Genomic DNA, 11935 nt, shown 5'->3' with positions numbered 1-11935 from the left:
GGGACGGGGCGGGGTGGTCGCGGCAGGGGCCGTCAAAGCGAAGAACGAGTCATCGGCGCCATAAGACTGAACACGCTTACAGACTCGTTCTGCAGCAGGCCCCAGAGCGACCACCCCGCCCCGGCCCGCCCCCGCTGCCATGCACAAACCCCCGCCGGAGGCGTCAGCCGCGGCCGCGCAGACCCCGGAGGTGTTCTGCGATGGGGGCCAGTGACTCGTACATCGACGAGATCTGCTCGGGTTCGAGCCGATCGATGAAGTGCTCGCGGACATTGCGGACGTGGTGCGGAGCGACCTGCCGCATGGTCTCCCAGCCGTGGTCGGTGAGCACCGCGTAGAGCCCGCGCCGGTCGCCGGGGCAGCCCTCGCGGGTGACCAGGCCGGCGGCCTCCATGCGGGTGATCTGGTGCGAGAGGCGGCTCTTGGACTGGAGCGTGGCCATGGCCAGGTCCGTCATCCGCATCCGGTGCTCGGGGGCCTCGGAGAGCTCCACCAGGATGGTGTAGTCGTTGATGGCCAGGCCGAACGGCTGGAGCCCGCGCTCCATCTGGTAGGCGAGGAGTCGGCCGACCTCCAGGTGGGCCCGCCACAGCCGCTGCTCTTCGGCGGTGAGCCAGGGGGCGTCGGCGGGAGCCGTTCTCGCGCTGGTTTCCATGGGGACCATGATACCTGTGGAAGTTGAATGTTGTACTAAAATCCGAGCTGCCGACCGAGAGCGCCGAGATTGGCCTGGGCGCTCTGCGCGGGGACGGTGTGGCCGGGTTCGACCGCCACCAGTTCGTTCATGAGCACCTCGGTGGACTGCAACAGGACCTGACCTGCCCCGACGAACTCGTACTGGTGCTCCTCGCCGGAGGCGCCACCGATGCCGGTGAGCCGGCGCACCCCGCCGAGGACCCCGCGCATGTAGGCGTGGTCGTAGTGGTGGCAGGGGGAGGGGCAGTCGGCCCAGCCGACCAGGGCCTGCGGGTCCACCCGAATGGGTGGCTCCACGAAGTGGACGGGGCCGTTGGAGGCGGCGACGAACTTGCCCGAGCCGATCAGGGTGAGGAAGCCGGGGATGATCGACTGCTTCAGCGCCAGGGTCGGCGCGAAGGCGAGGAGATTGCCGGCGCGGACGGTGAGGTTCCCCTGTTCCAGGTCGTACGAGTTCACGTCGTACGCCCGGTCCGCCAGGATCATGTGGCCCTGGCCCTCGGCGACCACCCAGTCGCCCACGTGGGTGGGGGAGTGGAAGCTGGTGGAGATCAGCGAGTCCAGCGGGCCGTAGCCGATGGGGTGGAAGGTGATGTTGCCGTAGTAGGCGACCATCTTGCCTTTTTGCAGGAACCAGCGGCCGTTGAGGGCGACGGAGAAGGCGTACGGGTTGACGTTGTCGTCGGTGGGGAGCGTCGAGGGGTCCCAGACGACGGGGCCGGTGGTCACAGCTTCTCCTCGCTGGCCTGGACGAAGACCGTTCCGTTGCCGGTCAGTTCGAGCTGGAAGGCCTCGCCGGAGCCGCGGCCGACGGCCTCGCGCCAGCCGATCGCGGTGCTGACCTTGCTGCGGACCTCGCCGCGGTGGGCGACATAGGCCTGCGGGTCGACATGGATGGGGCGGTCGGGGGTGATCGGGATCTCGAAGACCCCGCCGTGAGCCAGCACCGCGGCGGACCCGTGGCCGGTGAGGGTCGTGGTGAACAGGCCCTGGCCGGTGGCCTGGCCGCGGATGATGCCGCGGAGCCCGCCCTGGGAGCCCATGAACATGGTGGACTGCTGGAGCGAGCCCTCGAAGACCAGGAGACGGTCGGCCTCGACGTAGAGGGTGTCGCCGGTGAGCTGGATCACATGGGTGTGGTGGCCGCCGTGGCCGAACATCGCGCTGCCGCTGCCCTCCACGGTCATCAGCGGGGTGTCCTCGTTGGCGATGCGGCGGCCCAGCATGGAGCCGATGCCGCCCTGGCCGCCCATGATGTTCGGGGTGAAGGTGACCTGGCCGCGGTAGGCGAGCATCGCCCCGCGCTGGCTGAACAGGCGCTGGCCGGGGATGACCGGGGCCTCCACCATCTTGCTGTTGATCTGCGTGAACATTTAGGCGTCACCCGCGAAGGTCCGGCGCTCGGAGGGCTGGACGTAGACCAGTCCGTCGCCCTCGAACTCGATCTGGAAGCTCTCGCCGCCGGTCTCGCCGACGACGGCGCGCCAGGTCACGTCGGTGCGGAAGCTCTGCTTGAGGTTGCCGGTGTGCGCGATGTAGGCGCCGGGGTCGACCCGCAGCGGCAGGCCCGGGGCGACCCGCAGGATGACCGCGGGGCCGTCGGAGGTGACGGCGGCCCAGCCCTGGCCCTCCACCTTGGTGGTGAACAGGCCGTGGCCCTCGGAGGCGCCGCGCAGACCGGTGAACTCGGTGCCGGTGCGCAGCGTCGCCTCGGTGCAGAGCAGGTTGCTCGCCTCGACGTGCAGGCGCTCGCCGGTGAGCCGGACCAGGTTGATCTCGGTGGCCCGTTCGGCGAACCAGCAGGTGCCCTTGCCCTGGACCTCCATCACGGTCATCTTCTCGCCGGTGATCCTGCGGGTGACCAGGCCGCGCAGGCCCTCGCCGCCGCCGGACATCCGTTTGAAGGTCATCTGGCCGTCGTAGGCGACCATCGAGCCGTTACGGGCCTTCACGCTGTCCCCGGCGAGGTCCACCGCGAGCACCCGCGAGCCCTGCATTCGAAACTGAGCCACGGGCACACCGTAGGGGAGTCGGAGCGGCGTTGTCAGGTGCGTACGTGGTCGCCGGCCGAGGTCTCCACCTCGAGCAGCGACGCGCTGTGCCGTTCCGCCTCGAACTTGGCGGCGCCGCCGCGGAGCCCGAAGAGCCGCTTGGCCAGCAGGATGTAGACCACGGCGAGGACGTTGACCAGCAGCGTGGCGATCTTGAGCCAGCTGACCTTCTCGGTCAGCTCGTAGATCTCCAGCGGCAGGAACGCGGCGGTGGCCACCACGGTGAGGTACTCGGCCCAGCGCTTGGCGGCCCACAGGCCGAAGCCCTCGACGATCTCGATCAGGGCGTAGACCAGCAGCGCGGCGGCGGTGATCTCCAGCGTGGAGTGCTTGTAGCTGAAGGTCTTCTGGATGGTGCCGACGATCGGGGAGTTGTTGAGGTCGTAGTGGAAGTGCTGGGCGATCGGCTGGAAGAGGGTGAGGTTGTCGTTGAAGAACTGCTGCACCGAGGTCTGGCTGTTGCTGAACTTCCAGACCGCGATGGCCACCAGCACGATGAACACGCCGCGGATCAGCCGCTCCACGGCCAGCACCCGGAGGATGAACAGGTCGCGCAGCGCCTTGCCGCGGATCACCAGCGGGGCGTCCTCGGCCTTGCCGCGGCCGTGCGGTTCGCCCAGGGTGAAGTCGCCGCAGCGCAGGCAGCGCCAGGCGTCGCCGAGGGCGGTGTCGGCGTGCAGGCGCTCGTGGAAGTGCGGCTCGGTGGGCGCGTAGGTGACGTGCCCGCGCCGTGAGCAGGTACGCCGGTTCCAGTCCCAGTTCATGGAGTCCCCCGTTGAAGGCCGATGGCGGGAGCAGAATATCGGTCGGAGATACTGGGGGACGTCGTTCGCTCCCCGAAGGGTTCCCCCGTGAAGAACAGTGCCGTCCACCGCCTGCGCCTGGTGTCCATGCCGGAGGGGCTCTCCTTCGTGCTGCTGCTGGTCTGCACGGTGCTGAAGTACACGACCTCGTTCAACGCGGTGCCGGTGCTGGGGATGCTGCACGGCATCCTGTTCATCTTCTACGTGGTGTTCGCGCTGTGGGCCTGGTACGCGCAGCGGTGGAGCTTCGGCCACGCCGCGTGGGTGCTGGTGCTGTCGGTCATTCCCGGCGGGGGTTTCTACGCCGAGCGGCTGATGGCCCGCGAGGAGCGGGAGGGCTTCGAAACCCCTGCCGTCGCGGTCTGACCCTGACGGTACGGTAAGGACGTGTCCAAGCCGCTGAGCCTTTCTTTCGACCCCATCGCCCGTGCCGACGAGCTGTGGGCGCGGCGCTGGGGCGCCGTGCCCTCGATGGCGGCGATCACCTCGGTCATGCGGGCCCAGCAGATCCTGCTGGCGCAGGTCGACGCGGTGGTGAAACCGTACGGGCTGACCTTCGCCCGGTACGAGGCGCTGGTGCTGCTCACCTTCAGCCAGGCCGGGGAGCTGCCGCTGTCGAAGATCGGCGAGCGGCTGATGGTGCATCCGACCAGCGTCACCAACACGGTGGACCGGCTGGAGCGGTCGGGGTTCGTCACCCGTCGGCCGAATCCCCTGGACGGGCGCGGGGTGCTGGCCGCCATCACCGAGCGGGGGCGGAAGGTCGTCGAGGACGCCACCCGGGACCTGGTGGCGATGGACTTCGGGCTGGCGAGCTACGACGAGGCCGGCTGCCGGGAGCTGTTCGAGGTGCTGCGGCCGCTGCGGGTGGCGGCCGGGGACTTCACCGAGCCCGGGCCGGTGTGAGAGATCCACTTTTGGGTGGCTACGCTCTCTCCCATGAACAAGTCGAACCCCCTGCTGACGGCGTACCGGGTGCTGGCGTACGTGACCGGTGTCGGCCTGATCCTGCTGTGCGCCTCCTGCATCGCCTGGTACGGCTTCGGCGTGGGCGAGACCGCGGTGATGGTCGTCGGCACCATCCACGGCTGGGCGTTCATGGCCTACGCGGTGGTGGCCTTCACCGTCGGCAACAAGCTGGGCTGGCCGTTCGGGCGGATGGCCTGGGTGATCCTCGCGGGCACCATCCCGACCTGCTCGTTCATCGCCGAGCGCCGGGTGATGGCCGACATCCGCGCGCAGGTCGCCGACGGCGGGTCGAAGCCGCTGGTCAACGTCTGATCCTGAGAATCTGAGGAGCGCGTCCCTTCGGGGGCGCGCTCTTTTCGGGTATAAATTTAGTAGGACATCCTAGTAGTTGGGGTCGGCTGATGGACGCACGTGAACGGTGGCAGCAGCGGTACGACGGGGCGCGGAAGCGCGACGCGGCCGGGGGTCTGGGGGGAACCCCCAGGGATTATCGCCGTACGACGCTGAGCGGTGACGAGGTCGAGCCGGTGTACGGGCCTGCGGACGGTGTCGTCCCGGAGGCGATCGGGTGGCCCGGGGAGTACCCGTTCACCCGCGGGCTGTACGCCACCGGGTACCGGGGGCGGGCCTGGACCATCCGTCAGTTCGCCGGGTTCGGCAACGCCCGGCAGACCAACGAGCGCTACCGGATGATCCTGGACGCCGGCGGCGGCGGTCTGTCGGTCGCCTTCGACATGCCGACGCTGATGGGGCGTGACTCGGACGACCCGCGGGCGCTGGGCGAGGTCGGCCACTGCGGGGTGGCGATCGACTCGGCGGCGGACATGGAGGTGCTCTTCGCCGGGCTGCCGCTGGGTGAGGTCACCACCTCGATGACGATCTCGGGGCCGGCCGTACCGGTGTTCTGCATGTACCTGGTCGCGGCGGAGCGGCAGGGGGTGGACCCCGGCGTGCTCAACGGGACGCTGCAGACCGACATCTTCAAGGAGTACATCGCCCAGAAGGAGTGGCTGTTCGCCCCCGAGCCGCATCTGCGGCTGATCGGCGACCTGATGGAGTACTGCGCCGAGCGGATCCCGGCGTACAAGCCGCTGTCGGTCTCCGGCTACCACATCCGCGAGGCCGGCTCGACGGCCGCGCAGGAGCTGGCCTTCACACTGGCGGACGGCTTCGCCTACGTGGAGCTGGGGCTCTCCCGGGGGCTGGACGTGGACGTCTTCGCCCCGGGGCTGTCCTTCTTCTTCGACGCGCACCTGGACTTCTTCGAGGAGATCGCCAAGTTCCGTGCGGCGCGCAGGATCTGGGCACGCTGGTTGAAGCAGCGCTACGGCGCCAGGACCGACAAGGCGCAGTGGCTGCGGTTCCACACCCAGACGGCCGGGGTCTCGCTGACCGCGCAGCAGCCCTACAACAACGTGGTGCGCACCGCGGTCGAGGCGCTGTCGGCGGTGCTGGGCGGCACCAACTCGCTGCACACCAACGCCCTGGACGAGACTCTGGCGCTGCCCTCGGAGCAGGCGGCGGAGATCGCGCTGCGCACCCAGCAGGTGCTGATGGAGGAGACCGGCGTCGCCAACGTCGCCGACCCGCTGGGCGGTTCCTGGTACGTCGAGGCGCTGACGGACCGGATCGAGGCGCAGGCCGAGGCGATCTTCCAGAGGATCCAGGACATGGGCGAGCCCGGGCACCCGGTCGGCCCGATGACCGCCGGGATCCTGCGCGGCATCGAGAACGGCTGGTTCACCGGGGAGATCGCCGAGGCGGCCTTCGTCTACCAGCAGGCGGTGGAGAAGGGGGAGAAGCGGGTGGTCGGCGTCAACTGCCACACCGGCAGCGTCACCAAGCCGCTGGAGATCCTGCGGGTCAGCCACGAGGTGGAGCGCGAGCAGGTGCGCGAGCTCGCCGCGCGGCGGGCCGGCCGGGACGAGGCCGCGGTGCGGGCCGGCCTGGACGCGATGCTGGCGGCGGCGCGGGACGGCAGCAACATGCTGCCGCCGATGCTGGACGCGGTACGGGCCGAGGCGACCCTGGGCGAGATCTGCGACGCGCTGCGGGCGGAGTGGGGGACCTACACCGAGCCGGCCGGGTTCTGAGGCAGCGCGGTCAGCGGGGTCAGCAGCAGGGTGGTGAAGCGGCTGATCCACTCCGGGTCCGCGCACTCGCCGCTGACCAGCATGCGGTGCTCGACGGTGCCGGCGATGGTGTCGAAGATGATGTCGACGTCCGCGTCGGCCGCCTCGGGGCTGGCGTCCGGGGCGAGTTCGCCGCGGGCCTGGGCGGCGGCGCGGCCCTGGTGCACCAGCCGCTTCTGCGGATGGATGATCGCCTCCCGGACCCGGCGCCGCAGCGCCGGGTCCCGGCTGGCCTCGGCGAACAGCGCCAGCAGCGCGGCCTGGCTCTCCGGGCGGGCCAGCAGGTCGGCGAACTGCCGCACCACGGACTCGATGTCGGCCCGCAGGCTGCCCAGGTCGGCCATCTCCAGCTCGTCGAAGAGCACCGCGACGGCGTCCACCACCAGCTCGTTCTTGGACGGCCAGCGCCGGTAGAGGGTGGTCTTCGCCACCCCGGCGCGCACCGCCACGTCGCCCATGGTCACTCCGCCCCAGCCGAGTTCCGCGAGCGCGGCCCTGGTGGCGGCGAGGATCGCCACATCCGCGTCGGCGCTGCGGGGACGGCCCTTGCGCGGGGCGACGGCTTCGGTCATGGGTTCCTCGTGACGGTTGAAGGTCAACGGAGGGTATCCGAGTCGGCTGAGGACCCGGCTACCCCCGGTGCGCCCGAGTGGCGCAGTTCACGTCGGAGGGGGTGCGCTCCGGGGTGGCATGCATATACGCTACGACTCGTAGCGAAAGAAGTGACAACCACGCTGCCGCGCGGATGGGGATCCGCGCACGGAAGTCTGGGTGGGCGATTCACACTGGAGCGCGTGGACGGGGGAGGATAGGGCCATGCAGCCACGGAACATGTCCATGCGCGGCGCGGTCGACCTCGCCGCGGTGAAGGCGGCGGCGGAGGCCGCCGAGAAGGCGGAGCAGGCCCGCGCAGCCCGCGCCCGCCAGGCCCAGGAGGGCGGCGGCGAGGCCCCGTCCGCCGGGCCCCTGGTCTTCGATGTGAGTGAGGCCGAGTTCGAGGCGGAGGTCGTCCCGCTCTCCGCCGAGGTGCCGGTGGTACTGGACTTCTGGGCCGAGGGGTACGCCCCCGCCGAGGAGCTCAACCCGGTGCTGGAGAAGCTCGCCGCCGAGTACGACGGCCGCTTCGTGCTGGCCAGGGTCGACATCAGGAACAGCCAGAACCTGGCCCGCCAGCTCCAGATCCGGGATCTGCCGACGGTGCTCGCCGTCGTCGCCGGACAGCTGGTCCCGCTGTTCGAGGGGCCGGCCCAGGAGGCTGAGATCCGGCAGCTGCTGGACCAGCTGATCACCGTCGCCGAGCAGCGCTTCGGCATCGTCGGCGAGGTCGGCGCCCGCTCCGGCAGCGCGGCCGGGGAGCCCGCCGAGCGGCCCGAGCCGGTCGATCCGGCGATGTCCGCGGCGCACGAGGCGCTGGACCGGGGCGATCTCGGCGGTGCGATCCAGGCCTACCGCAATGTGCTGGCCGAGCGTCCGGCCAGCGTCGAGGCCAAGCTGGGCCTGGCCCAGGCGGAGCTGCTGCAGCGGGTGCAGGGCATGGACCCGCAGGCGGTGCGCAGCGCGGGCGCCGAGCGGCCCGACGATGTCGACGCCCAGCTGGCGGCGGCCGACCTGGATCTGGTGGGCGGTCATGTCGAGGACGCCTTCGGACGGTTGGTCGACCTGGTGGGGCGCACCTTCGGCGAGGACCGGGACCGGGTGCGGCAGCATCTGCTGGGTCTCTTTGAGGTCATCGGGGCCGAGGACCAGCGTGTGGTGAAGGCCCGGGGCGCACTGGCGCGCAAGCTGTTCTGACGGTCTCCGGTCGCCCCTTGGGGAGCCTGGAGATTTGGCGACAAAGCCGGGACAAGAGCTCGTGTTTACCAAATCTTGACATACGGCGGCGATGGTCACTCTGCGTGGCTGTCGCCGCCTGCTTCATTGGTGTTTCGGCGCCTTTGCCCAGGTGCCGGGCGCCCGAGGGGTCACTGCCCGTAGTTCATCCGCTGTTCGCACGGACATCAGGGTTCACGCACTCCTTACTCGTCAGTAATGAACTACTTGTGCAGCGGCCCCGTTTGGACCAACATCGGGCACGCCCGGTCCTTGTCCTCGCGCCCCGACCGCCAGTCGGGGGAGCGGACGCGGAATCCCCACCGGGCAGGGGTCGGCGATCCGGCTCCTTGAGGACAGGGGGGTCTCCAGCCCGTTCCGGTGGAGCCTGTCCTCGCACGGCCGTGCACCCAGCACGGCATGTGGTTGTCACTCGGGGGTGATCGCCGATGCTGCCGATCAGAGAATTCGTACCCACGAGCCTCACGCACGCAGCCGACGCGCTCCCCTTCCCGAGGACGTAGCTCTTCTCCCCATCCCAGGCCGGGGCCCAAGCGGGGCAGGCCGGAGATGTACGTCCGAGAAGGAGGACCTCGTTATGTCCCAGACTTTCGGCAGGACTCGCTGGAAGCGGTTCGCCATTGTCATGGTTCCGACCATCGCCGCCACGGCTGCGGTCGGCGTCAGCATCGCCCAGGGCGCGCTCGCCGCGTCGTTCAGCGTCTCAGGGCAGCAGTTCAAGGTGTCGGCCGGAAAGCTGGTCGGTCAGGGCTTCACCCAGTACGGCACCGTCCTTTCGCATGACACCAGCCAGGCGACCAACGCCAACACGGCTGTGCCGGTGGCGGTTTCGGGCTTCACCTCGGCCACCATCAACCAGCTGTGCCAGTCGGTGGACTTCCCCACCCCGTTCGGTTCCTACACGCTCACCATCAACGCCGGTGGCTCGTACGACCCGACGACTGACACGTCCACCGGCCCCGAGGTCGACGCCTCGCAGTTGTTCATCTCGATGAGCGACCTCAAGGCCGACAAGGCGACGTTCAACGGCATCAACATCGGTGTCGCGACCGGCGCGCTCGGCGGGGCGGGAACCCACAACGGCGACGCCACCAACCCGGGCGCCTTCGCCCAGGAAGCCGACTCGGCGACGCTGATCGGCGTCCAGCAGACCGCGTGGGCGACCTCCGCCTCCACGTTCTCGCTGAACGGCCTGCACATGTCCCTCGCTTCGGGTTCCAAGGGCTGCTTCTGATCCGCTGAGGTCCCGCCGGTCCACCCCCCGGCGCTCGGCAGGACGCAGAACGGCTCCGCACCACACTGTCGGGGAGGGGCTCCGGTCCCTCCCCGCTGTGTTCCCAAGCCCAGAGCACCTTTTCCAGACCAATGCACTACTCCAGCAGGGAGTCGCCACGTGACGAGCGCGACCGCACCGGCGCGGCCCGAGCCCGGGAACGCCTTCGCCAAGGGACGCCGGGCCTTCCGGAACTGGCGCCGCAGCCGCCCCTTCTGGGGTGGGCTGCTCGTTGCCCTGGCCAGCCTGCCGATCATGTACTTCCCCTACAACGACCTGAGCGTCGGCGCCCTGCGGATCCACATGGCGACCACGGCGGGTGCCGGTGCGGCGGTGATCGGACTGCTGCTGCTGGCCCTAGGCGTCTCGGTCTGGTTCCAGCCGATGATCCGGATCTTCGCGGGTATCGCCGCCATCGTGCTGGCGCTGGTGTCGCTGCCGGTCTCCAACTTCGGCGGATTCGGACTGGGGCTGTTCCCCGGGCTGATCGGCGGAGCGCTGGTCTGTTCCTGGGCGCCCAACAAGGAGCAGTCCGAGGAGACGGCGGCCGCTGCGGACAGCGACTCCGAGGACGAGGACGAGGACGAAGAGGTGAAGCTCAACCAGCTGATGGTGGACGACGCCCGGCCTGCGGGTGAGCCCGCCGCTCCCGCCGAGTCCACCAGGCCCGCGGAGGAGGAGACGACCAGTGAGTGACCCCGACTCCACCCGGTCGGACCGTCCCACCAACTCGGAGCAGCCCGTCCCGCGGCGTGCGGGTGCGCGCCACGCGGCCCCCAGGCTGACCGTGCGCGACCGGATGCAGCTCCCGGTCGGGCGGGTCCTGGCGATGACCGCGGTGCCCACGGCGCTGCTGATGGGCTCGATCGCCCCGAAGCTGGCCTTCGCCGCCGACGCGTCCAAGACGACCGCCGCGACCAGCAGCGCGCAGGCGGCCGACACCGGCACGACGGGTACGCAGTGCACCCAGGACTCGTCGACCGCGACGCCCAGCGCGAGCAGCAGCTCCAGCAGCACGGCGAGCAGCGGCACGGGGAGCAGCACCACCAAGGTCCGCTCGGCGACGCCCACTCCGTCGGCCTCCGCGACGGCGAAGACTTCGACCTCGACCGAGCAGAAGGCGACGAGCGGCACCGCCAAGAACAGCACCGCGTCCGCCGCCTCGCCCAGCGCCTCCGCCTCGGCGACCCCGTCGGCCAGCGCCTCGCCCAGTGCGTCGGCCACTTCGTCGGGAGGGCTGCTGGGAGGCCTGCTGGACGGTCTGGGCAACCTGCTGAGCGGCAACCACGCCGCCGCGGCCACCACCAGCTCCGCCGCCAGTCCCACCGCCACGGCCAGCTCCGCTCCGCGCGCTGCCGCCGTCGGGACCAACGACGCGGCTACGCCGACGGCCACTGCTTCCCCTTCCGCTTCCGCGTCGGCCTCGCCGTCCAGCCCGGCCGCGAGCGACTCGGCCAGTGCCACCGCCACGCCCAGCAGCACCGCGTCGAGCCCGACGGCCACCCCCTCGGCCAGTGCCTCGGCCGACCCGAGCTCCTCGGCAGCCGACGCCGCCAACCAGCTCTGCGACGTCAGCAAGCTCGCCGCCCCGGTGGAGACGCTGCCGGCGGGGACCTTCCCGGTGGACCCGTGGACCCTGAAGACCAGCCGGCTGGAGCTGATCAACACTCAGTTCTGGGGCGTGAAGACGGTCCACACGGCCGGCGGCGACGTCCGGGTGCTGAAGTTCACCGCCCAGCAGGTCAACATCGACAACCTGGACATGTCGGTTCCGCAGAACGGCCAGAAGCTGCACGTCCAAGGCGGTTCGGGTACGACCTCCACGATGCGCGGGGGCACCGTCACGATGTACGTGACCAGCCTCTCCGGGACGCTGTCCAAGGCCGAGGGGATCCCGCTGGCTTGGCTGGGCGTCAGCCTGACGCTGACCCCGGACACCCTGCCGCAGTGGCTGTACGACCTGATCGGCTCGGTGCCGATCCCGCTGACGCTGGAGCTGAACAATGCCACCGCGATCCAGGCGGGGCAGACCGGCGGCAATCTGACCATCCCGGGGATGCACCTGTACTACACCCCATTGAGCTGACCATCCCCCCACCCTGGTCGGCGCACGACGGAGGGCCTGTCCGGTTCGACCGGACAGGCCCTTCGTCGTGCTGCGGTGCTTCCGGGGTGTCCCGT

The 11935-nt window shown here is 70.1% G+C and carries 14 protein-coding genes; 8 read left to right on the top strand and 6 right to left on the bottom strand.

What is annotated here, in order from left to right; genetic code table 11:
• Window positions 1-163 precede the first annotated feature (163 nt).
• The 5 genes from IF29_RS0132495 to IF29_RS0132475 are packed head-to-tail and all read right to left on the bottom strand — an operon-like array spanning window position 164 to window position 3511.
• The gene (locus IF29_RS0132495) at window positions 164-655 is read right to left on the bottom strand and encodes a MarR family winged helix-turn-helix transcriptional regulator (protein WP_030262532.1); all 492 of its coding nucleotides are present in this window, start codon (window positions 653-655) and stop codon (window positions 164-166) included.
• 35 nt (window positions 656-690) lie between these two features.
• Entirely contained in the window at window positions 691-1425 is a 735-nt protein-coding gene (locus IF29_RS0132490; protein ID WP_037597421.1) for an AIM24 family protein, read from the bottom strand.
• Window positions 1422-2069 (bottom strand): AIM24 family protein, encoded by a 648-nt coding sequence (locus tag IF29_RS0132485; protein ID WP_030262527.1) that lies wholly within the window; start codon window positions 2067-2069, stop codon window positions 1422-1424. Before IF29_RS0132485 ends, IF29_RS0132490 begins: the two co-directional genes overlap by 4 nt.
• Window positions 2070-2708 carry an AIM24 family protein gene (locus IF29_RS0132480; RefSeq protein WP_030262523.1) on the bottom strand — a complete coding sequence of 213 codons (639 nt, stop codon included), beginning with the start codon at window positions 2706-2708 and terminating at the stop codon, window positions 2070-2072. It abuts the gene before it with no gap.
• Between the two features lie 32 nt (window positions 2709-2740).
• The gene (locus tag IF29_RS0132475; protein ID WP_030262520.1) at window positions 2741-3511 is read right to left on the bottom strand and encodes a DUF2127 domain-containing protein; all 771 of its coding nucleotides are present in this window, start codon (window positions 3509-3511) and stop codon (window positions 2741-2743) included.
• An 87-nt stretch (window positions 3512-3598) separates the two neighbouring features.
• On the opposite strand from IF29_RS0132475, the gene IF29_RS0132470 reads away from it, so the two are divergent.
• The 4 genes from IF29_RS0132470 to IF29_RS0132455 all read left to right on the top strand — a co-directional run bounded on the left by IF29_RS0132470 (window position 3599) and on the right by IF29_RS0132455 (window position 6612).
• Complete coding sequence (locus tag IF29_RS0132470) at window positions 3599-3916, top strand: DUF3817 domain-containing protein (protein WP_030262517.1); 318 nt, start codon at window positions 3599-3601, stop codon at window positions 3914-3916.
• Window positions 3917-3937: 21 nt separating this feature from the next.
• Window positions 3938-4456, top strand: a complete 519-nt coding sequence (locus IF29_RS0132465; RefSeq protein ID WP_030262513.1) for a MarR family winged helix-turn-helix transcriptional regulator — start codon at window positions 3938-3940, stop codon at window positions 4454-4456.
• Window positions 4457-4489: 33 nt separating this feature from the next.
• A complete protein-coding gene (locus IF29_RS0132460; protein ID WP_030262511.1) occupies window positions 4490-4831 on the top strand; it encodes a DUF3817 domain-containing protein in 342 nt (113 codons plus the stop codon).
• An 89-nt stretch (window positions 4832-4920) separates the two neighbouring features.
• Window positions 4921-6612 (top strand): coenzyme B12-dependent isobutyryl-CoA mutase large subunit, encoded by a 1692-nt coding sequence (locus IF29_RS0132455; protein WP_030262509.1) that lies wholly within the window; start codon window positions 4921-4923, stop codon window positions 6610-6612.
• On the opposite strand, the gene IF29_RS0132450 is transcribed toward IF29_RS0132455, so the two are convergent.
• Complete coding sequence (locus IF29_RS0132450) at window positions 6588-7223, bottom strand: TetR/AcrR family transcriptional regulator (RefSeq protein ID WP_030262508.1); 636 nt, start codon at window positions 7221-7223, stop codon at window positions 6588-6590. The genes IF29_RS0132455 and IF29_RS0132450 overlap by 25 nt on opposite strands.
• A gap of 244 nt (window positions 7224-7467) precedes the next feature.
• Between IF29_RS0132450 and IF29_RS0132445 the strand changes: the two genes are divergently transcribed.
• The 4 genes from IF29_RS0132445 to IF29_RS0132430 all read left to right on the top strand — a co-directional run bounded on the left by IF29_RS0132445 (window position 7468) and on the right by IF29_RS0132430 (window position 11840).
• The gene (locus IF29_RS0132445) at window positions 7468-8442 is read left to right on the top strand and encodes a tetratricopeptide repeat protein (RefSeq protein WP_030262506.1); all 975 of its coding nucleotides are present in this window, start codon (window positions 7468-7470) and stop codon (window positions 8440-8442) included.
• Window positions 8443-9058: 616 nt separating this feature from the next.
• Entirely contained in the window at window positions 9059-9715 is a 657-nt protein-coding gene (locus tag IF29_RS0132440) for a DUF6230 family protein (protein WP_030262503.1), read from the top strand.
• Between the two features lie 159 nt (window positions 9716-9874).
• Complete coding sequence (locus IF29_RS44020; protein ID WP_051726307.1) at window positions 9875-10450, top strand: DUF6114 domain-containing protein; 576 nt, start codon at window positions 9875-9877, stop codon at window positions 10448-10450.
• Window positions 10443-11840, top strand: a complete 1398-nt coding sequence (locus IF29_RS0132430) for a hypothetical protein (RefSeq protein ID WP_030262498.1) — start codon at window positions 10443-10445, stop codon at window positions 11838-11840. The genes IF29_RS44020 and IF29_RS0132430 overlap by 8 nt, the downstream gene beginning before the upstream one ends.
• Window positions 11841-11935 lie beyond the last annotated feature (95 nt).

The organism is Streptacidiphilus jeojiense (assembly GCF_000719095.1).
GTDB lineage: Bacteria > Actinomycetota > Actinomycetes > Streptomycetales > Streptomycetaceae > Streptacidiphilus > Streptacidiphilus jeojiensis.
Note: the sequence above shows the minus strand (reverse complement) of the source record. Positions and strands in the feature narration are given on the sequence as shown.